We start from the raw sequence: 20,599 nt of genomic DNA, 5'->3' as shown, positions 1-20,599 counted from the left end.
AGCCCCATCACCGAGGGGGTCGAGCCATGGGGCGCGGCCGGGCCAAGGCCAAGCAGACGAAGGTCGCCCGCCAGCTGAAGTACAACAGCGGCGGGACCGACCTGTCGCGTCTGGCCAACGAGCTAGGCGCATCCACGTCGGATCCAGTGTCGAATCAGCCGCCGAACGGCGAGCCTTTCGACGATGACGACGAGGAAGACGACCCGTACGCCCGCTACGCGGATACGTACGACGAGGACGAGGGCGAGGACGGCGAGTCCGGTCCTTCGTCACAGCGCCGCGGCGCTTGACCTCGTAACACGTCAGCGGCCTAACAGTCGCTGCACTTCACCCGGTCCGGGGTGGTCACCACGCCGGACCGGGTTTTGTGCTGTCCAAGCACGGGGGCGGGGGCGCCCCCACGGGGACTACTTGGCGTAGTCCCCGGTGAGCTCGGCGCCCGTGGTGTGCTCGCCGCGGTCGACGATCTCGCCGGCCACCCAGGAGTCCACTCCGCGGTCGGCCAGGGTCGCCAGGGCGACCTCCACCGACTCCTGCGGCACGATCGCCATCATGCCGACGCCCATGTTCAGCGTCTTCTCCAGCTCCAGGCGCTCGACCTGACCCTTCTCCCCGACCAGGTCGAAGATCGGGTCCGGGGTCCACGTGGAGCGGTCGACCGTGGCGTGCAGGCCGTCCGGGATCACGCGGGCCAGGTTCGCCGCGAGGCCGCCGCCCGTGATGTGGCTGAAGGCGTGGACCTCGGTGGTGCTGATGAGCGAGAGGCAGTCCAGGGAGTAGATCTTCGTCGGCTCCAGGAGCTCCTCGCCGAGCGTGCGGCCGAGTTCCTCGACGTGCTCGCCCAGGTCCATCCCCGCGCGCTCCAGGAGGACGTGGCGGACCAGCGAGTACCCGTTCGAGTGAAGACCGGAGGACGCCATGGCGATCACCGCGTCACCCTTACGGATGCGATCCGGGCCCAGCAGGTTGTCGTGCTCCACGACGCCCGTACCGGCACCCGCGACATCGAAGTCGTCCGGGCCCAGCAGGCCCGGGTGCTCGGCCGTCTCGCCGCCGACGAGGGAGCAGCCCGCGAGGACGCAGCCCTCGGCGATGCCCTTCACGATGCCGGCGACCCGCTCCGGGTGGACCTTGCCCACGCAGATGTAGTCGGTCATGAAGAGCGGCTCGGCGCCGCACACCACGATGTCGTCCATGACCATCGCGACGAGGTCATGGCCGATCGTGTCGTATACGCCCAGCTGACGGGCGATGTCGACCTTCGTGCCGACGCCGTCGGTGGCCGAGGCGAGCAGCGGACGCTCGTACTTCTTCAGGGCGGAGGCGTCGAAGAGGCCGGCGAAGCCGCCGAGGCCACCGAGGACCTCGGGGCGCTGCGTCTTCTTCACCCACTCCTTCATGAGCTCCACGGCGCGGTCGCCGGCTTCGATGTCGACGCCTGCGGACGCGTAGGAGGCACCGGAGGGCTGGGTCTCAGACATTGCCTGGGATCTTTCGGGTTGGCGAATCGGGGTCTACGGGCGACGGATCGCGTCGGACGCAGCCGTGGACGCAGGACCTGCGGCCAGTTCCGTCTCCAGGAGCTGCTTGCCGAGGAGCTCCGGGTCGGGGAGGTCCATCGGGTACTCGCCGTCGAAGCAGGCACGGCAGAGGTTCGGCTTGGCGATGGTGGTCGCCTCGATCATGCCGTCGATGGAGATGTACGAGAGCGAGTCGACCCCGAGCGAGGTACCGATCTCCTCGACCGACATGCCGTTGGCGATCAGCTCCGCGCGGGTCGCGAAGTCGATGCCGAAGAAGCAGGGCCACTTGATGGGCGGGGAGGAGATCCGCACGTGGATCTCGGCCGCACCGGCCTCGCGGAGCATGCGGACCAGGGCGCGCTGCGTGTTGCCGCGCACGATCGAGTCGTCGACGACGACCAGACGCTTGCCCTTGATGACTTCCTTGAGCGGGTTCAGCTTCAGACGGATGCCGAGCTGGCGGATCGTCTGTGAAGGCTGGATGAAGGTTCGGCCCACGTAGGCGTTCTTCACCAGGCCGTTGCCGAACGGGATGCCGGATGCCTCGGCGTAACCGACCGCGGCCGGAGTCCCGGATTCCGGGGTGGCTATGACGAGGTCCGCATCGGCCGGAGCTTCCTTCGCGAGCCTGCGGCCCATCTCCACACGGGAGAGATACACGTTCCGACCCGCGATGTCCGTGTCCGGGCGGGCCAGGTACACGTACTCGAAGACGCAGCCCTTGGGCTTTGCTTCGGCGAATCGGGACGTTCGCAGGCCGTTCTCGTCGATGGCGACGAACTCGCCCGGCTCGATCTCGCGGACATAGGAGGCGCCGCAGATGTCGAGCGCCGCGGACTCCGAGGCGACGACCCAGCCGCGCTCCAGGCGGCCGAGGACCAGCGGGCGGATGCCCTGCGGGTCACGGCCGGCGTACAGGGTGTTCTCGTCCATGAAGACGAGCGAGAAGGCGCCCTTGACCTGGGGCAGCACCTTGGCGGCCGCCTCTTCCACGGTCAGCGGCTTGCCGTCCTCGTCGACCTGGCCCGCGAGCAGCGCGGTGATCAGGTCGGTGTCGTTGGTGGCCGCGACCTGGGTCGCGCGGCCACTCTCCTTGGGGAGCTCGGCGACCATCTCGGCGAGGTGCGCCGTGTTGACCAGGTTGCCGTTGTGCCCGAGGGCGATCGAACCGTGCGCGGTGGCACGGAACGTCGGCTGGGCGTTCTCCCATACGGAGGCCCCGGTGGTCGAGTAGCGGGCGTGACCGACCGCGATATGACCTTGGAGGGACCCTAGGGATGTCTCGTCGAAGACCTGGGAAACGAGCCCCATGTCCTTGAAGACGAGGATCTGGGAGCCATTGCTGACCGCGATTCCCGCGGATTCCTGACCCCGATGTTGGAGGGCGTAGAGCCCGAAGTAAGTGAGCTTTGCGACCTCTTCACCCGGAGCCCAGACACCGAAGACGCCACAAGCGTCCTGGGGGCCTTTCTCACCGGGAAGCAGGTCGTGATTGAGTCGACCGTCACCACGTGGCACGCAACCGAGTGTAGACGTGATCCCACAGTGGTCCGAATTGGGGACCGGGGCTACGCGGGTTGACCGGGGCGGATGTGACCGAACTCATCGGATGTCCGGAGTACGTCCGGAGTACGGATGCGTGGTTGACAGGTGTACGTCACTGTCGGCAGAGTCCCGGTCCATGCAGCCACTCCGTGATCGTGAGGTCACCCTTGTGGAGCGCCGCCACGTCGACCTGGTCCGTGTCGCGAGCGCGATCTGTCTCTGTGCGTGACCCTTCCCTGCCAATGACGTCCGTCTGACGTCGTCGGTTCAGGCCGGTTCGCACCTGCTCGGGCTGGTTTCTCCGCGGCGTGCGAGCCGTCCGCCGTGGCTCGCGCCCCGCGTGGCGGAGCCGCACATCAACGCAGCTCGCGCCCTCTGAGGCGCGCGCTTCGCATGCCGCCCCTGCGGCCCCAACCCCGGAGACCCCATGCCCTCGCATGCCTCTCACCTGTCCCGTCGTGCCCTCGGCGGGGCCGCCGTCGCCACCGTCGCCGCTGCCGGAGTCGGAGTCGGAGTCGGAGGAGCCACGGCCGGCACCGCCCAGGCGGCCGCGCCCCGTGAGACGCCCTTCCGGGCCGACACCGGGCGCAGGTCACGGCGGCCCAACATCCTGTTCATCCTGGGCGACGACCTGGGCTGGGCCGACCTGTCCTCGTACGGCGCCCCGCACATCAGGACCCCCAACCTGGACCGGCTCGCCCGCCAGGGCGTCCGCTTCACCGACGCCTACAGCGGCTCCGCGACCTGCTCCCCGACCCGCTTCAGCCTCTACACCGGCCGCTATCCGGGCCGTACGAAGGGCGGTCTCGCGGAGCCGATAGCCGACCGGTCCGTCGGGCTCGACCCGAACCACCCCACGCTCGCCTCGCTATTGCGCGGCGCCGGCTATGCGACGGCCCTGATCGGCAAGTGGCACTGCGGCTATCTGCCGGACCACTCGCCCACCAAGTCGGGCTGGGACGAGTTCTTCGGGAACTTCGGCGGGGCCCTGGAGTACTACTCGAAGCTCGGCCTCGGCGGCGAGTACGACCTCTACGAGGGCGAGGTGAAGGAGGGCGACGCCGAGTACAAGGACCTGCGGTACTACACACGGATCCTGACCGAGCGGGCGAGCGAGTACGTGAAGCGGGACCACGGGGATCAGCCGTGGCTGCTCAACCTCAACTTCACGACCCCGCACTGGCCGTGGATCGCCGACGGCGACGAGGAGGCGAGCGCCGAGGTCGTACGGCGGATCAAGGCGGGCGACAAGCGGGCCCTCTTCCACGACGACGGCGGATCGGTCGAGAAGTACACGGAGATGGTGCAGGACCTGGACCGGTCGGTCGGGCAGGTGCTGAAGGCGCTGAAGGAGTCCGGGCAGGAGCAGGACACCCTCGTCTTCTTCGCCTCGGACAACGGCGGTGAGCGCTTCTCCTACAACTGGCCGCTGTCCGGCAACAAGTCGTCCCTCCAGGAGGGCGGCATCCGCGTCCCGACGATCGTGCGCTGGCCCGCCCGGATCGGCGGCGGGCAGGTCAGCCACGAGCCGGTGTTCACCCCTGACTGGACGGCGACACTGCTGGAGATCGGCGGGGCCAGGGCCGACCGGTCGTATCCGCTCGACGGCACCAGCCTCGCGGGGTACCTGCTGCGCGGCGAGGAGTTGACGCAGCGCGAGCTGTTCTGGCGGGTGCGCGGGGAGCGGGCCGTGCGGCGCGGCAACTGGAAGTACTACCGGGGCAAGGGCGGCACCGACCAGCTGTTCGATCTCGCGGCCGACCGGCGCGAGCAGGCGGACCGGGCGGCCGACGAGCCGAAGGTGCTGGCCGAGTTGAAGGCGGCGTGGGAGCGGACGGACGCGGAGCTGCTCCCGTATCCGTCCTGAGGGGTGCTTTGTTGGGTCCTGAGGGCCCGTCACTCGGCGGCGGCGAGGCCGATCCCGTTGCCGCCGGGTGCCTTCAGCGTGAGGGAGCCCCCCTGGATGTCGTACGACACCTTGCCCTTCAGGACATCGAGCATCGTCTGCTCCAGCTTCGCGGCCTCTCCGATACAGCCCATACGGGTGCTGCTCAGCGGGCCGAAGGTGATGTCGTCACCCTTGACGGTGGCCTTGGCGCGGCCGCTGTTGCAGCCCAGGCGGGCGCTGACGTGGCCGTCCTTGTCGAAGACGAGCCGGGCCCGGCCCTGCGCGGCCTTCGGCACGGAGCTGGTGGTGTCATCGGCGCTCAGGCTCGTGACGTTCCACTTGGTACCGACGAGCTTGGCGTCACGCTGCTTGGCGAGGGAGACGGTGTCGCCATTCGCCCGGGTGAGGGTCAGTTCGCCGCCCTTGGCCTCGACCGTGTTCTTCTCGGCGAGGGTGCGGGCCAGGGTCTTCTCGAAGGCGGCCACGTCCTTGCCCTCGCAGAGCATCATGGTCCGCTTCGCCTTGCCGAGGTCGACGCTGTCCCCGGTGACCTCTGCGTCGGCGTCGAAGTGGTTGCAGCCGTAGTTGCCGCGCACCCGCTCGTCCGAGACGAACTCGAGGTACGCGCTGCCCGGGGCCTTCGTCGTCTTGCCGTCCACCGTCGCGCTCTGCACGCTCCAGTGGACGCCGGTTATCGATTCTCCCCCGGCCGCCTTCGAGCCGGGGGCCTTCTCGTCGCCGCAGGCGGTCACGGTCGCCAGCGCGGCGAGCGGCAGGACGGCGGTGCTGATCAGGGCACGTGTACGGGATGTACGTAGCGTCGTGAGCATGGCAATGGGACGTGGCGGGCCGCGTTCCGGTTCCGGCCCGCCGGGCATCCCGTGCGCATCACGCCATGATCGGCAGCAGGTCCGCGAGGTTCGCCCGCTCGCCGCTGGCGCTGACCAGCGCGGCCTCGACCGCCGCCGCCCAGGTCGTACGCCCCGTGGCCAGGCGGATCCAGGTGAGCGGGTCGGTCTCCACGACGTTCGGCGGGGTGCCGCGGGTGTGCCGGGGGCCCTCGACGCACTGCACGACGGCGAACGGCGGGACGCGGACCTCGGTGGAGGCGCCGGGGGCCTTGGTGGCGAGGGCGTCGGCGAGGATCCGGGTGCAGGCGGCCAGGGCCTGGCGGTCGTACGGGATGTCGAGGTCCGGCACGGCGTCGTTCAGGTCGTCGGTGTGGACGATCAACTCGACGGTGCGGGTGGGCAGGTAGTCCGCGAGGGTCATGACGCCGGTGCGGTTGGCGACGAGTTGGTCGCCGGGGTGGTCCGCGAGGGCTTGTTCGAGGCTGCTCGTGGCGTCGGCGTACAGCGCGGCGAGGTCGTTGTCCGCCGCGAGGCCCGTCACGTACGCGGCGATGTCCTGCGCGTGCGGGGCGGAGGTCATCGGCCAGTCCTGCGGGGTGAGTTCGGCCTTGGCCAGGCCGGGCACGGCGAGGCCGCGGGCGATGGCACTCGTCGCCATCGTGATGTGCGCGGCGAGCTCCCGCACGGTCCAGTCCCCGAGCCGCGTCGGACCGGCGAGCTGCTCGGGCGTGAGGCCCTCGACCGCCTTCCGTACGTTGCCGAACTGGGCGAGCACGGCGGTGCGAGTCTTGTCGAGGCTGTAGACGCGGGACTTCCTCTTGGCCGGTGGCATGCGCCGAGCCTACGACTGCGTGGGGCGTGGCGGTGCCGGGGTGGGCGCCTTCCGTGGGGGCGGGCTGCACCGGGGGGGGGGCGGGGTCGGCGCCTTTCGTAGGTGCGGGCTGCACCGGGGTACCGGGGCTGGCGCCTTCCATAAGTGCAGCCCGAACCGGGGACCGGGGTCGGCGCCTTCCGTAGATGCGGCCCGCACCGGGGACCGGAGCTGGCGCCTTCCATAGATGCGGCCCGAACCGGGGTACCGGGGCTGGCGCCTTCCATAAGTGCAGCCCGAACCGGGGACCGGGGTTGGCGCCTCCCGTGGACGGCGCGCGGCACCGGGCGCCGCCTTGCCCACCCTGCCGCCCAAGGCGGCAGATTGCCCAAGGCGCGTGCGGTCGACCGCTGAGGTGGGGAGCCGTGGTCGCCGTCGGATCGCCCAAGGCGCGTGCGGTCGACCCAGCGGGTGGGGAGCCGTGGTGGGCGTTGCCCAAGGCGGGGCGGCGTCGACCGCGTCGAGCGGGAGCCGCGGTTGGCGACGGAATACCCAAGGCGGGGGCGGCACCCCGTCGGGCCGACGCCCCCGGAGGGGGCGGGCGGGTGGGAGATGGGCGGGAGCCGGGCGATCGCCCTGCGGGCGGGCAAATCAAGCCCCGCTCTGGGACGAGACTCGCGGGGCCCGGGGCAGAGCCCCGAATCTTTCAGCCCCGGACACGATTGAGGCTCAGGCGGGGGCAGAGCCCCGATCTTTTAAGCCCCGCCGGCGATTGAGGCGCGGGGTCCGGGGCGGAGCCCCGTGTCCGTAACACCGGTTCGGCAAAATCAGCCCCGCTCTTGGACGAGAGCCCGCGGGGTCCGGGGCAGAGCCCCGTGTCCGTAACGCCGGTTCCGCACAATCAGCCCCGCTCTTGGACGAGAGCCCGCGGGGTCCGGGGCAGAGCCCCGTGTCCGTAACGCCGGTTCCGCACAATCAGCCCCGCTCTTGGACGAGAGCCCGCGGGGTCCGGGGCGGAGCCCCGTGGCGTAGGACCCGCCCACCGAAACAGGCGGGCAGAGCCCCGAGACGTAGGGACCGCCCACCGGTACAGGCCGGCGGCCCCACGCCACACGCGAACCGCTCTACGCCAGCAGCGCCGGAATCGTGCCCTCGAACGCCTCACGCAGCTCGTCGAGGGAGAGCGCGAACTCACCCTGGACGTCCACCACGTCACCGTCCACGACACCGATGCGGGTGACGGGCAGACCGCGCGCCCCACACATGTCGTTGAAGCGGAGCTCCTCGCTGCGCGGAATCGACACGACCGCACGGCCCGCCGACTCCGAGAAGAGGAACGTGAACGCGTCCAGACCCTCCGGCACGATCAGCCGCGCGCCCTTCCCCCCGAGCAGCGCCGACTCGACCACGGCCTGGATCAGACCACCGTCGGACAGGTCGTGCGCGGCGTCGATCATGCCGTCGCGGGAGGCCGAGATGAGGATCTCGCCGAGCAGCCGCTCGCGCTCCAGGTCGACGACCGGCGGCAGACCGCCGAGGTGCTCGTGGATGACCTGCGACCAGGCCGAACCGCCGAACTCCTCGCGGGTGTCACCGAGCAGGTAGAGGAGCTGGCCCTCTTCCTGGAAGGCAACCGGCGTGCGCCGCGCCACGTCGTCGATGACACCGAGGACCGCGACGACCGGCGTCGGGTGGATCGCCGCCTCGCCCGTCTGGTTGTAGAGCGAGACGTTGCCACCGGTCACCGGGGTGCCGAGCTGCTGGCAGCCGTCGGCGAGGCCACGGATGGCCTCGGCGAACTGCCACATGACGGCCGGGTCCTCGGGCGAACCGAAGTTCAAGCAGTCGGAGACGGCGAGCGGCTTGGCACCGGTCGTCGCGACGTTCCGGTACGCCTCCGCGAGCGCGAGCTGCGCACCCGTGTACGGGTCGAGCTTCGCGAACCGGCCGTTGCCGTCCGTCGCGATGGCGACGCCGAGCCCGGTCTCCTCGTCGATGCGGATCATGCCCGAGTCCTCGGGCTGCGCGAGGACGGTGTTGCCCTGCACGAAGTGGTCGTACTGCTGGGTGATCCACTTCTTCGACGCCTGGTTCGGCGAGGAGACGAGCTTGAGGACCTGGTCCTTCAGCTCGTCACCCGAGGACGGCCGCGGCAGCTTGCCCGCATCGTCGGCCTGCAGCGCGTCCTGCCAGTCGGGGCGGGCGAGCGGGCGCTCGTAGACCGGGCCGTCGTGCGCGACCGTGCGCGGGTCGACGTCGACGATCTTCTCGCCGTGCCAGAAGATCTCCAGGCGGTCGCCGTCGGTCACCTCACCGATGACGGTGGCGATGACGTCCCACTTCTCGCAGATCTCCAGGAAGCGGTCGACCTTCTCCGGCTCGACCACGGCGCACATGCGCTCCTGCGACTCGCTCATGAGGATCTCCTCAGGAGAGAGCGTGGAGTCGCGCAGCGGTACGTCGTCCAGCTCGACGCGCATACCGCCGGAGCCGTTGGACGCCAGCTCGGAGGTGGCGCAGGAGATGCCCGCCGCACCCAGGTCCTGGATGCCGACCACGAGCTTCTCGGCGAAGGCCTCCAGGGTGCACTCGATGAGGAGCTTCTCCTGGAAGGGGTCGCCGACCTGCACGGCCGGACGCTTCGACGGCTTCGCGTCGTCGAAGGTCTCGGAGGCGAGGATCGAGGCGCCACCGATGCCGTCGCCGCCCGTGCGGGCGCCGTACATGATGACCTTGTTGCCCGTGCCGGACGCCTTCGCGAGGTGGATGTCCTCGTGCCGCATGACGCCGATGGCGCCGGCGTTGACCAGCGGGTTGCCCTGGTAGCAGGCGTCGAAGACGAGCTCGCCGCCGATGTTCGGCAGGCCCAGGCAGTTGCCGTAGCCGCCGATGCCGGCGACGACGCCGGGCAGCACGCGCTTCGTGTCGGGGTGGTCGGCGGCGCCCATGCGCAGCGGGTCGACCACGGCGACCGGGCGGGCACCCATCGCGATGATGTCGCGGACGATGCCGCCGACGCCGGTGGCCGCCCCCTGGTAGGGCTCGACGTACGACGGGTGGTTGTGCGACTCGACCTTGAAGGTGACGGCGTAGCCGTTGCCCACGTCGACGACGCCGGCGTTCTCGCCGATGCCGACGAGCAGCGCGTCGGACTCCGGGGCCTTCTCGCCGAACTGGCGCAGGTGGACCTTGGAGGACTTGTACGAGCAGTGCTCGGACCACATGACCGAGTACATGGCGAGCTCGGCGCCGGTGGGACGGCGGCCGAGGATCTCCACGACCCGCTCGTACTCGTCCTTCTTCAGGCCGAGTTCGGCCCAGGGCAGCTCGACGTCGGGAGTCTTCGCGGCGTTCTCTGTGGTGTCGAGGCTCATGAGGCGGCGACCAGCTTCTTGAGGATCGAGGTGAAGAACGGGAGGCCGTCGGTGCGGCCGGACCCGATGAGGGGCTCGACGGCGTGCTCCGGGTGCGGCATCAGACCGACGACGTTGCCCGCCTCGTTCGTGATGCCGGCGATGTCACGGAGCGAACCGTTGGGGTTGTAGTCCACGTACCGGAAAGCGACGCGGCCCTCCGCCTCCAACATGTCGAGCGTGCGCTCGTCGGCGACGTAGCGGCCGTCCATGTTCTTCAGCGGGATGTGGATCTCCTGGCCCGCCTCGTAGTCGGACGTCCAGGCCGTACCGGCGTTCTCCACCCGCAGCTTCTGATCGCGGCAGATGAAGTGCAGGTGGTCGTTGCCGAGCATGGCGCCGGGGAGCAGGTGGGCCTCGGTGAGGACCTGGAATCCGTTGCAGATCCCGAGGACGGGAAGGCCCGCCTTCGCCTGCTCGATCAGCGTCTCCATGACGGGCGAGAAACGCGAAATGGCGCCCGCGCGCAGGTAATCGCCGTACGAGAAACCACCGGGCAGGACGACCGCGTCGACCTGCTTCAGGTCCTTGTCCTTGTGCCAGAGCGCGACCGGCTCCGCACCGGCAAGCCGGATCGCGCGCTGAGTGTCGCGATCATCGAGGGAACCGGGAAAGGTGACGACGCCAATACGAGCGGTCACTTTTCGGCCCCCACCGCAGGCTCTTCCACCTTCACGGTGAAGTTTTCGATCACGGTGTTGGCGAGGAAGGTTTCCGCCAGCTCATGGATACGGGCAAGAGCGGCGTCATCCACCGGCCCGTCCACTTCGAGCTCGAAACGCTTTCCCTGACGTACGTCGGAGATGCCGTCGAAACCGAGGCGCGGCAGCGCGCGCTGCACCGCCTGGCCCTGGGGGTCGAGGATCTCCGGCTTGAGCATGACGTCGACTACGACGCGTGCCACTGGCACTCCCGGTGTGTGGTTGAGCTGGTCCGTTCAGCGTACCTGCCCAAATTTTCTACTCGCGTAGACAGTAGGAAGCTACGAGATGCGGATCACGTTATGGCAACGACATGAGATCCGCACGGAAAATTAAGGGAAAGACTCCGGATAACAACCACGCGAGACACACCGAGACTTTTAACTGGTCTTCCCACTGCATTGCCGGACAGGGTAAAAAGGAATTGGCAGATACAGGCACTCGGCCTGAACTCGGGGCACCGCATTGCCCGGGCATTGCCTGACAACAGCCGGACAGTCTGCATCACCGCACGTCAAAGCGGGATGCTGGACGAAGGGACCGATATTCGTGGCGCAGCGTGTCGTGGTCACTCTCTCTGACGACATCGACGGCGGGGAAGCGGCGGAAACCATTCGCTTCGGTCTCGACGGCTCGTCGTACGAGATCGACCTCAATCGAGCCAATGCGCATCAGCTCCGCGAGGCGCTGGCCCCCTACCTGGAGGCGGGCCGCAAGCGTTCGGGGAAGACCGGCAAGGCGTACAAGCGCACGGATCTGAGCCCGGACCCGGCCGCCGTCCGCGCCTGGGCCCGCTCGAACCACTTCGACGTACCGCCGCGCGGTCGCATCCCGAAGCGGGTCTACGAGGCATTCGCCGCGGCCAACTGAGCCGCGGAACCCACCCCATGAGGCCCCTCGGTGACCGGACTTGCGCTGCACCCCGGGCAGTCGGCTAAAGTCTGGAGCACGCCGAGGGGCGAGGCCGCAGGGCCGGACCTCACGGAGTACATGCGGGTGTAGTTCAGTAGTAGAACATCCCCCTTCCAGGGGGAAGGCGCAGTGTGCAATTCCTGTCACCCGCTCTGCATCGCGTACCGACCACTTCGGTGGGTACGGTAGGCTGATGCAAGCAGTGCGAACGTAGCTCAGTTGGTAGAGCGCAACCTTGCCAAGGTTGAGGTCGCGAGTTCGAACCTCGTCGTTCGCTCAAAGATCGAAGGCCCCGGTCCTCTTGGACCGGGGCCTTCGGCGTTCCCGGCCGCGTTCTGACATTTGTCATGCGAGCCGATGACAGCACGCACTGCCGACCTCCCGCCCCAGGCGGAAGGCTGGACCCATGACCACCAACGAGCGCGTGATCGACGTCACTGATCTGCGCCGCGTGTACGGGGACAAGACCAAGGGTTCCTTCGAGGCGGTGCGCGGAGTCAGCTTCTCCGTGGGCCGCGGCGAGCTCTTCGCCCTCCTCGGCACGAACGGCGCCGGAAAGACCTCCACGGTCGAACTCATCGAAGGACTCGCGGCCCCTGCCGGTGGCCGGGTGCGGGTGCTCGGACACGACCCGCACACCGAACGGGACCGGGTACGGCCCCGGATCGGGGTGATGCTGCAGGACGGCGGCTTCCCCAGCGAGCTGTCCGTCACCGAGACCGTACGGATGTGGGCCGGCTGCACGAGCGGGGCCCGGCCGATCGGCGAGGCCCTGGAGGCCGTGGGGCTCGCCAAGCGGGGGAAGGTGCGCGTCAAGCAGCTGTCCGGCGGCGAGAAGCGGCGGCTCGACCTCGCGCTCGCGCTGCTCGGCCGGCCCGAGGTGCTCTTCCTCGACGAGCCGACCACCGGGCTCGACGCCGAAGGGCGCCGCGACACCTGGGAGTTGGTGCGCCGGCTGCGCGCCGAGGGCACCACCGTGCTGCTGACCACGCACTACCTCGAAGAGGCCGAGGAGCTCGCCGACCGGCTCGCGATCCTGCACGAGGGCCGGATCGCCGCCGAGGGCCGCGTCGACGAGGTCGTCGCGTCGCAGCCCTCGCACATCTCCTTCGAACTGCCCGACGGGTACTTCGTGGGCGACCTGCCTCCGCTGGGCTCGCTCGGTGTCGAGGCGCACGAGGTCGAGGGCCGGCTGATCCGGCTGCGCACCGACGATCTGCAGCGGGCCGCCACCGGGGTGCTCGTGTGGGCCAGGGACGCGGGCGTCGAACTGCGGCGCCTCGATGTACGCGGCGCCTCGCTGGAGGAGGCGTTCCTGCGAATCGCGCAGGACGCCAAGGGCTCCGCGGGGACTCCGGACCGTGAGAAGGAGATGGCGGTATGAGTACGGCTACGAGTACGGGTACAGGTACGAGTACGGGTACGGCAGCACCGACGACGACCTCCGCGGGACGGCTCGGAGCGCTCGCGCGGGCCGAGTTCACGCTCCTCGGGCGGAGCAAGGGCGTGCTGTTCACGGCGGTGTTCGTGCCGCTCGTCCTGCCCTTCAGCGTCTCCCGGACGGTGGACAAGGGCGATCTGCAGGGCGCCGGGCTGAACATCGGCACCGTCATGGCCTCCTCGGCGATCGCGTTCTCGCTGCTGTTCGCCGTGTACAGCTCGCTGGTGAGCGTGTACGCGTCGCGGCGCGAGGAGCTCGTCCTCAAGCGGCTGCGCACCGGGGAGCTGCGCGATCTGGAGATCCTCAGCGGGGCCGCGGTGCCGTCCGTCGTGATCGGGCTCGTGCAGTGCGCGGCGGTGGCCGTCGTGTGCGCGTTCGCGCTGGACGCGGGGGCGCCCGACGCGCCTCAACTGGTCCTGCTCGGCGTGCTGTTGGGCATCCCGCTGTGTGTCGCGCTGGCCGCCCTCACCACGGTCTTCAGCCGCAGTGTGGAAAGCGCCCAGGTCGCCGCGATGCCCATGCTGCTCGTGTCGATGGCCTGCTCCGGCGCCGTCGTGCCGCTCGAGGTCCTTCCGGACAAGATGGCGGCCGTGTGCGAGCTGCTGCCGCTGACGTCGGCGCTCACGCTGGTGCGGGGCGGCTGGAGCGGGAGCCTGTCCGGCGGGGAGTCCGTGAAGGCGATCGTCATCGCAGTGGCCTGGATTCTGGTCGCGGTGTTTGCTGTGCAGAAGCGGTTCCGGTGGGAACCGCGGCGTTGAGGCGAGAGGCGTAGCGGTGCGCAAGCGGTGGCGGGACCGGAGCAAGGTCGAGCGGGTCGAGTGGCAGACCCGGATCACGCTCAGCGTCATGAACTGGGTGTACCTCGTGGCCTGGTCGGGGACGGCGCTGCACGGATCGCTGCGCCAGGACGGCGTCGCGCTCACCCTGGGGGCCTGCCTGATCTCGGTGAGCGTCGTCCAGTGCCTCGTCGCCCACCCCCACCTGGGGGCCGCGCTCGACGAGTACCTCGGACGAGGACCCGTCCCGCGCCGGCAGAGCCACCTCGCGGGGGCACTGTTGCTGTGCGCGCTCGGCCTGATCGCCGCGCTGATCGCCACCGGCAGTGTCACCGGCGGCATGATCGTGATGCCGCTGCTGTTCGCCCCCATGCCGTTCGGCTGCGCCTACGCCCTGACCGTGCCGGTTCGCACGTTCGTGGCGCGGAGCCTCGTCGTCGGCGCGGTGACGATCGGCCTGTTCGCCGCGACGGGCGCGCCCATGGGACAGCTCCTCGCCATCGCCATCGTGCTGGCCATCGCGATCCCGCTCGCCCTGGTCACCACCCGCTGCAGCGCCTGGACCCTCTCCGTCATGTGGGAGTCGGAGCGGGCCCGCGAGGTCGAGGCCCGGCTCGCCGTCGCCGAGGAGCGGCTGCGGTTCGGGCGCGATCTGCACGACGTGATGGGGCGCAATCTGTCCGTCGTCGCGCTCAAGAGCGAGCTCGCGGTGCAGCTCGCGCGGCGTGGGAAGACCGAGGCGGCCGTGGAGCAAATGATCGAAGTGCAGCGCATCGCGCAGGAGTCGCAGAAGGAGGTGCGTGATGTCGTACGCGGATATCGCCAGGCCGATCTCGCGGTCGAACTCGCCGGTGCGCAGGGCGTGTTGAACGCCGCCGGGATCACCTGCACGGTGACGGGCTCGGCGGCCGGCCTGCCCTCCGACGTCCAGGCGGCGCTCGCCTGGGTGGTGCGGGAGACCACCACGAACGTATTGCGGCACGGCGACGCGAAGGCCTGCCGGGTGGAGTTGGCGACCGGGGACGAGGGTGTGGTGCTGACCGTGGAGAACGACGGGGCGGGCGATGTCGTCGCGACCGGTCGCGGATCCGGACTCGCGGGGCTGCGGGAGCGACTCGCCGCGGTGGACGGGACGTTGGAGTCGGGAGCGGTCCGCAAAGGGGTGTTTCGCGTGAGGGTGTCCGTACCGGTGACCGGGCTCGTGGACGAGGCGGCGCCGGAGAAACAGGAGGCCGGCCGATGAGCCTGCGCGTACTGCTGGCCGACGACGAGCACCTCATCCGAGGGGCGCTCGCCGCACTGCTCGCGCTCGAGGACGATCTCTTCGTGGTCGCCGAGGCCGCCACCGGGCCCGAGGCGCTCGCCATGGCGCGGGCGCACCGGCCGGACGTCGCCGTGCTCGATCTGCAGATGCCGGGCGCCGACGGTGTGAGTGTGGCCACATCGATCCGGGACGAACTGCCCGGCTGCCGCACCATGATCGTGACCAGTCACGGGCGTCCGGGGCACCTGAAGCGGGCCCTCGCCGCGGGCGTGCGCGGCTTCGTACCGAAGACGGTGAGCGCGCAGCGGCTCGCCGAGATCATTCGCACCGTGCACGCCGGAAACCGCTATGTGGACCCGGAGTTGGCGGCCGACGCGATCTCCGCGGGGGACACGCCGCTGACCGCGCGTGAGGCCGAGGTCCTGGAGCTCGCGGCCGACGGCGCACCCGTATCGGAGATCGCGGAGCGGGCCGCGCTGTCCCAGGGGACGGTCCGGAACTATCTCTCGTCGGCCGTCTCGAAGCTCGGCGTGGAGAACCGTCACGCGGCGGTGCGTCTCGCGCGCGAGCGAGGTTGGGTATAGTTGGCGTCGCGCCACGGCGCAGCAGCACCGCGAAAGCGGCGTTTGCGAACGTAGCTCAGTTGGTAGAGCGCAACCTTGCCAAGGTTGAGGTCGCGAGTTCGAACCTCGTCGTTCGCTCCATCGAAGAAAGACCCCCGGTCCTCGGACCGGGGGTCTTTCTCTTTGTCATGCCGTTACGCGTCCCAGCTCAGGCCGGTCAGCAGCTCGTACGCCTCGATGTACTTGGCGCGGGTCGCGGTGACGACCTCGTCCGGGAGCGCCGGCGGCGGCTGCTCGCTCTTGCGGTCCCAACCGGAGGCCGGCGAGGTCAGCCAGTCCCGCACGAACTGCTTGTCGTAACTCGGCTGGGCGCGGCCCGGCTGCCACTGGTCGGCGGGCCAGAAGCGGGAGGAGTCCGGGGTCAGCACCTCGTCGGCGAGGATCAGCGAGCCGTCCTTGTCGAAGCCGAACTCGAACTTCGTGTCCGCCAGAATGATGCCGCGCTCGCGCGCGATGTCCCGGGCGCGGCTGTAGACGGCGAGCGTGGACTGGCGCAGTTGGGCGGCCGTGTCGGCGCCGACCTGGCGGGCCACCTCCTCGTAGCTCACGTTCTCGTCGTGCTCGCCGACCTCGGCCTTGGTGGCGGGGGTGAAGACGGGGGCCGGGAGCTCGGAGCCGTCCTCCAGGCCCTCGGGGAGGGCGAGGCCGCAGACCGTACGCGACTCGTTGTACTCGACCAGGCCCGAGCCGGTGAGGTAGCCGCGGGCCACCGCCTCGACCGGGACCATGTCCAGCGACTTGCAGACGAGGGTGCGGCCCGCCCAGTCGGCGGGGGCGCCCTCGGGGAGCTCCTGCGAGATGACGTGGTTCGGGATCAGGTCCTGGAGCTGGTCGAACCACCACAGGGACAGCTGCGTGAGCACCTTGCCCTTGTCCGGGATCGGGCTGGGCAGCACCCAGTCGTAGGCCGAGATGCGGTCGGTGGCGACCATGACGAGGTCGCCCGCCTCGTTCCGGTACAGGTCCCGCACCTTGCCGGTGTGGAGATGCACCAGGCCCGGCACCTGTACTGGCTCGGGCTTTTCGACGAATCCGGACATGGTTCCTCCCCGTGGCTGAAGACTAAGGGCGCCCGCAGGGCTCGAGTAGGGCGGTGGTGGGAGACGGGCGGGCGAGTACCCCGATTCTCCCGTACGTGGGGGCGGGTTTTGGCCACGGGGTGAGCCGACGCCCTGTGGGCTCGGTCTCGTCAGTCGCGTTTGCAGATGCGGTCGAGGAGATTCGCCGTCGCCCGCTGGATCCGGGGGTCGACGTGGCCGGGGCGGTCCAGGGCCGGGGACCAGGCGAACGTCCCGGACGCGAAGACCAGCGCTCCGGACGGCGAGCGGTAGAGGGATGTCTCCTGGTGTCTGCGGGCCTTGTCGCTGTCGCGGTACGGGGAGTGCGCGAGCAGGATGCGGTCCTGGTGCTCGGGCAACGATGTCCGAGGGAAGTAGCGGTCGGCCTCACCGGCGACCAGGTCCGCTATCTCGTCCCCCTCGTGCGCCCCCGTCGCCTCCCACAGCCAGTGCTCCGCGTTCCGCACGATCAGGGGGTGCGGGTCGGGGACCCGGCCCGCGTACTGGATGCCCATCAGCTGCTGCTCCGGCTTGTCGATCTCCCGCCACAGCGTCGGCTTTCCGGGGCCCCTGCGCTTGCGGCAGGTGAGCAGCCGGTCCGGGACCCCGGACGCCGACGGGCCCAACTCCACCTGCCAGTACATGGTGTTGGCGGAGAGGAAGACGAGCGATGTCCCGTTCTCCCGGGCCAGCTCGGTCGTGCGGCGCATGTTCGCCGACCAGTACTCGTCGTGCCCCGGGAAGACCAGGCCCCGGTAGCGGGTCGGGTCGATGCGGCCCGCGTGCAGATCGCGGGCGTCGGCGTACGCCAGGTCGTAGCCGTAGCGCTCCGCCCAGCGGATGAAGTCGTAGGCGTGCCCCACGTGCAGGGGGAGGCCCGCGCCCGCGTACGGGCGGTCGAAGGAGACCGTGATCGCGGCCTCGCTCTCGCCGAGCAGCCGGCCGTCCTCGTCCCACGCGTGGTACAGGCTGGCGCCCGTCCGCCCGTCCTCCGGGTAGAGGTTGTACGCCTGCCAGGTGATGTCCGGGAGCAGGAGCAGCAGGTCGGCGGGCTCGGCGTCGCGGACCGTGAAGGGGATGTGCGAGCGGTACCCGTCGAGCGTCGTGAGGACGGCGACGTACGCGCCGACATTCCAGTACGACGGGATGTGCAGCCGCCAGGAGAGCCACCAGTGGTGGCAGGAGACCGTGCGGTCCGCGGTCAGCGGGGGCGGCTGGACGATGCCGGACAGGCGCGGGCTCGTGGTGATCTTGCGGGCGCCGTCGCCGCCGTAGTGGCCGATGCGGTAGATGTCCACGGTGAACTGCTGGGGCGGGTCCACCGTGATGTGGAAGTCGATCGCCTCGCCGGGGGCCGCCGCGCCGGTCGAGGCGAAGCCCTTGATCTGGCGGTGCACGTCGTCGGCGGTGCGGGGGCCGCTGGTGCGGGGGGCCGGGATGTCGCGGGAGCCGGGCTGCGACACATGGTCGACGTACCAGGGAACGACATGGCCGGTGTCGTCGAAATAGTGCTCACTTCCGCGCAGCCAGGGGAGCGGTCCCTGTCCGAACGGGTCCGTGACCGCGTGCGCCAGCGCGCCTGATTCCCAGCGGGGCGTGTGCGCGCGGGGCGGGGGCATGTCGTTGCTCGCCAGGTCTTTCGGGTGTTCCTCCCTGTCCGGCCCCATGCCTGCTCCCCTCCCTCGCTCCCCCGAGCCCTCACCCGCGGCGTCGTCATGTCCGCGACCGGTCCCAGCACATCACATTACGCACGCACTCCGTCACCGTTCGTCGCGAATTGACGAGAGTGGAACGATTCCCTCCGGATTTCCGGGAGTTGGGACACCGACGGGGCGGCGGCTCACACGAGGCGCACCGGCTTCTCCGCGCGGACGCCACGGCGGGTCAGCCAGTCCTTGAGCGGCTCCACGTCACCGTCCTCCACGAGGCTCAGGACGCGGGGCGTCAGGTCGGCCGTGCGCTCCCCGTCGACCAGCAGCGACGGGCCGTCCAGCCAGTCCAGGCCCGGCGCCGCGCCCGCCGTGTCCACTGCGGCGCAGCAGACCATCGCGGTGACGTGGTCGGCCAGCAACTCCCGCCCGCTGCGCGGCGGTTGCAACGGGAACAGGGGCAACGCCCCTTCGTCCCACAACGCCCCGTCCGGACTCCCCTGCCCCGCCGGAGGCCCGGCCGCCACGGGCCGCGCACTCTCCTCACGGGCCACCTCGGCGGCGAGAGTGGCCGAGAGCGCACCCAGCGGCCCCCCATCCGCCTCACCCTCATCAGACCCGTCGGCCAACTCAAGCCCATCGGCCAAATCAAGCCCATCGGTGCCGGGCGCGGGCGCATCAAGCCGGTCGGCCTTTTCAAGCCCATCGGCGCCAGGTGCCGCCAAATCAAGCCCCTGCGGCGATTGAGCAGCGGGGCCCGGGGCGGAGCCCCGAGACGTGGGCGCGGAGGGCCGATCCGAAACGGGATCCCGAGGCACAGGCGCCGCGAGATGATCCAGCACCCGCGCCAACGTCGGCCCCTCCGCACCCCCGGAGGGAACCCGCACGCCCAAGCTGTCCAGCACCCGATGCAGCCGAGCCGCATCCATCCGCCACTTCCGGTCCACGACCTCGTCCGGATACTCCTGCCAGTCCACCGGCGCCCAGTCCGGGCCACGCTCGGCGGGCCCGCCGTGGAAGAGACGGGCGGCGAGCAGCGACGCCGCCTCGTCGACGGTCCCGGGCTCTTCGAGCAGATCGCACGCCGGGCGCTCGCCGAGCCGCGACGCGAAGGTCCCGTCCTGCGCCGCGAGGCGGTCACGCCGGGACAGCTCGGTCAGCGCCGCCACCACGCCCGCGTCCAGCCGGGCGGGCCAGCGGCCCATCCGCCAGGCCGGCAGCGCGACCCGCGTGAGCAGCCGGTCCCAGCCCGCGTACGCGAGCCCGACCTGCTCCTGGGCGACGATCCGCAGGCCGTAGTCCACCGCCTGGGCACGCTCGGCCGCGGCCGCGGCGACGCCGCGCTCCATCTCGGCGGCGTGCACCCGGCAGCCGGTCAGCAGCAGCCGGGCGACCCGGCCGACACCGCCGAGCACGGCGCGGGCGACCGGCCCGCGGCCGCCGTCGGAGGAGACCGCCACCGCCGCGTCGAGGCCGCGGATGAAGCGCCGGGCCGCCGCTATGTCGGGGTGCGCCGAGGGGCCCGTACCGGCGACGACCGGGGCCAGGACCGCGCGCAGCTCGGCCACCCGCATCCACCACAGGAACGGGGATCCGATGACGAGGACGGGCGCGGCGGGAGCCTTGGGATCACCGGCCCCGTCCGCGGCGCTCCGCCCGTCGGCAGGGCTCTGGCCGCGGCGCGTGGGCGGGCCGTGGGCCGGATGCGTACGGTCCTCGAGCCAGCTGTCGCAGTCCGGGGTGAGCGCTATCGCCGAGGGCGCCGGAACGTCGAGCCGGTCGGCCAGGTCGCGCACCAGCCGGTACAGGTCGGGGGCGGTGTTCTCGGCGATCGGGATCGTCGGGCTGACGGCCGGGCGGGCGCGCGCCACGACGAGGGCGACAGCGGCGGCCGCGAGCAGGACGACGAGGGCGATCGCGCTCACGACGCCGCGCGCGACGTCCCAGCCCCCGCCCGTCAGATGGCCGGTGGTGCCGCCCGCGAGCAGCACCACGGAGGCGGCTGCGGGAAGCAACGCGACGGCCGTCGCCCTGCTGCGGATGCGCAGCACGGCGAGGGCTCGGGAGCGCGCGCTCTGCGCACCCATCTCCACACCCGTACCGGACACGACCGATGTCACCCCCTGCTGCCCTTGCCTATTGCC

At 70.4% G+C, this 20,599-nt stretch carries 18 protein-coding genes and 3 tRNA genes; 11 read left to right on the top strand and 10 right to left on the bottom strand.

Features of this window, described 5'->3' with window-relative positions:
• Positions 1-26: 26 nt before the first annotated feature.
• The gene (locus tag OG746_RS06045) at positions 27-290 is read left to right on the top strand and encodes a DUF3073 domain-containing protein (RefSeq protein WP_266712304.1); all 264 of its coding nucleotides are present in this window, start codon (positions 27-29) and stop codon (positions 288-290) included.
• 117 nt (positions 291-407) lie between these two features.
• Here the strand turns inward: OG746_RS06045 and purM are convergent, their stop codons facing one another.
• The gene (purM, locus tag OG746_RS06040; RefSeq protein ID WP_266712302.1) at positions 408-1,481 is read right to left on the bottom strand and encodes a phosphoribosylformylglycinamidine cyclo-ligase; all 1,074 of its coding nucleotides are present in this window, start codon (positions 1,479-1,481) and stop codon (positions 408-410) included.
• Positions 1,482-1,514: 33 nt separating this feature from the next.
• Positions 1,515-3,041 (bottom strand): amidophosphoribosyltransferase, encoded by a 1,527-nt coding sequence (gene purF / locus OG746_RS06035; RefSeq protein ID WP_266712300.1) that lies wholly within the window; start codon positions 3,039-3,041, stop codon positions 1,515-1,517.
• Between the two features lie 91 nt (positions 3,042-3,132).
• On the opposite strand from purF, the gene OG746_RS45525 reads away from it, so the two are divergent.
• Together OG746_RS45525 and OG746_RS06030 are read left to right on the top strand one after the other, a co-directional pair.
• Complete coding sequence (locus tag OG746_RS45525; protein WP_353962427.1) at positions 3,133-3,297, top strand: putative leader peptide; 165 nt, start codon at positions 3,133-3,135, stop codon at positions 3,295-3,297.
• 198 nt (positions 3,298-3,495) lie between these two features.
• On the top strand, positions 3,496-4,935 hold the full coding sequence (locus tag OG746_RS06030) for a sulfatase family protein (RefSeq protein WP_266712298.1): 1,440 nt from the start codon (positions 3,496-3,498) through the stop codon (positions 4,933-4,935).
• A 29-nt stretch (positions 4,936-4,964) separates the two neighbouring features.
• Here the strand turns inward: OG746_RS06030 and OG746_RS06025 are convergent, their stop codons facing one another.
• The 5 genes from OG746_RS06025 to purS form a co-directional block, all read right to left on the bottom strand.
• Entirely contained in the window at positions 4,965-5,786 is an 822-nt protein-coding gene (locus tag OG746_RS06025; protein ID WP_266712296.1) for an META domain-containing protein, read from the bottom strand.
• Positions 5,787-5,844: 58 nt separating this feature from the next.
• Positions 5,845-6,639: a maleylpyruvate isomerase family mycothiol-dependent enzyme gene (locus OG746_RS06020; RefSeq protein WP_266712294.1), complete on the bottom strand. Its 795-nt coding sequence runs from the start codon at positions 6,637-6,639 to the stop codon at positions 5,845-5,847.
• 1,103 nt (positions 6,640-7,742) lie between these two features.
• Positions 7,743-9,992, bottom strand: coding sequence for a phosphoribosylformylglycinamidine synthase subunit PurL (gene purL / locus OG746_RS06015; RefSeq protein WP_266712292.1), 2,250 nt, complete (start codon positions 9,990-9,992; stop codon positions 7,743-7,745).
• On the bottom strand, positions 9,989-10,672 hold the full coding sequence (gene purQ / locus OG746_RS06010; protein WP_266712290.1) for a phosphoribosylformylglycinamidine synthase subunit PurQ: 684 nt from the start codon (positions 10,670-10,672) through the stop codon (positions 9,989-9,991). Before purQ ends, purL begins: the two co-directional genes overlap by 4 nt.
• On the bottom strand, positions 10,669-10,941 hold the full coding sequence (gene purS, locus OG746_RS06005) for a phosphoribosylformylglycinamidine synthase subunit PurS (RefSeq protein ID WP_266712288.1): 273 nt from the start codon (positions 10,939-10,941) through the stop codon (positions 10,669-10,671). The genes purQ and purS overlap by 4 nt, the downstream gene beginning before the upstream one ends.
• Positions 10,942-11,281: 340 nt before the next feature.
• Here purS and OG746_RS06000 point away from each other — a divergent pair, with 340 nt between their 5' ends.
• From OG746_RS06000 to OG746_RS05965, 8 genes are all read left to right on the top strand, one after another.
• Entirely contained in the window at positions 11,282-11,602 is a 321-nt protein-coding gene (locus OG746_RS06000; RefSeq protein ID WP_266712286.1) for a histone-like nucleoid-structuring protein Lsr2, read from the top strand.
• Between the two features lie 122 nt (positions 11,603-11,724).
• Positions 11,725-11,796: transfer RNA gene (locus tag OG746_RS05995), tRNA-Gly, on the top strand.
• 52 nt (positions 11,797-11,848) lie between these two features.
• Positions 11,849-11,921 (top strand) — tRNA-Gly (locus OG746_RS05990).
• A gap of 129 nt (positions 11,922-12,050) precedes the next feature.
• Entirely contained in the window at positions 12,051-13,028 is a 978-nt protein-coding gene (locus tag OG746_RS05985) for an ABC transporter ATP-binding protein (RefSeq protein ID WP_266712284.1), read from the top strand.
• Positions 13,025-13,843: an ABC transporter permease gene (locus tag OG746_RS05980; protein ID WP_266712282.1), complete on the top strand. Its 819-nt coding sequence runs from the start codon at positions 13,025-13,027 to the stop codon at positions 13,841-13,843. Before OG746_RS05985 ends, OG746_RS05980 begins: the two co-directional genes overlap by 4 nt.
• A gap of 16 nt (positions 13,844-13,859) precedes the next feature.
• The gene (locus OG746_RS05975; protein WP_266712280.1) at positions 13,860-15,104 is read left to right on the top strand and encodes a sensor histidine kinase; all 1,245 of its coding nucleotides are present in this window, start codon (positions 13,860-13,862) and stop codon (positions 15,102-15,104) included.
• Positions 15,101-15,709: a response regulator transcription factor gene (locus tag OG746_RS05970; RefSeq protein WP_266712278.1), complete on the top strand. Its 609-nt coding sequence runs from the start codon at positions 15,101-15,103 to the stop codon at positions 15,707-15,709. Before OG746_RS05975 ends, OG746_RS05970 begins: the two co-directional genes overlap by 4 nt.
• Before the next feature lie 44 nt (positions 15,710-15,753).
• Positions 15,754-15,829, top strand: a tRNA-Gly gene (locus OG746_RS05965).
• Positions 15,830-15,882: 53 nt separating this feature from the next.
• On the opposite strand, the gene OG746_RS05960 is transcribed toward OG746_RS05965, so the two are convergent.
• The 3 genes from OG746_RS05960 to OG746_RS05950 all read right to left on the bottom strand — a co-directional run bounded on the left by OG746_RS05960 (position 15,883) and on the right by OG746_RS05950 (position 20,542).
• Positions 15,883-16,788, bottom strand: a complete 906-nt coding sequence (locus OG746_RS05960) for a phosphoribosylaminoimidazolesuccinocarboxamide synthase (RefSeq protein ID WP_266712276.1) — start codon at positions 16,786-16,788, stop codon at positions 15,883-15,885.
• 149 nt (positions 16,789-16,937) lie between these two features.
• Positions 16,938-18,425, bottom strand: a complete 1,488-nt coding sequence (locus tag OG746_RS05955; protein WP_266718742.1) for a N,N-dimethylformamidase beta subunit family domain-containing protein — start codon at positions 18,423-18,425, stop codon at positions 16,938-16,940.
• 221 nt (positions 18,426-18,646) lie between these two features.
• The gene (locus tag OG746_RS05950; protein ID WP_266718741.1) at positions 18,647-20,542 is read right to left on the bottom strand and encodes a hypothetical protein; all 1,896 of its coding nucleotides are present in this window, start codon (positions 20,540-20,542) and stop codon (positions 18,647-18,649) included.
• Positions 20,543-20,599 lie beyond the last annotated feature (57 nt).

Source organism: Streptomyces sp. NBC_01016, assembly GCF_026341035.1.
GTDB lineage: Bacteria > Actinomycetota > Actinomycetes > Streptomycetales > Streptomycetaceae > Streptomyces.
Note: the sequence above shows the minus strand (reverse complement) of the source record. Positions and strands in the feature narration are given on the sequence as shown.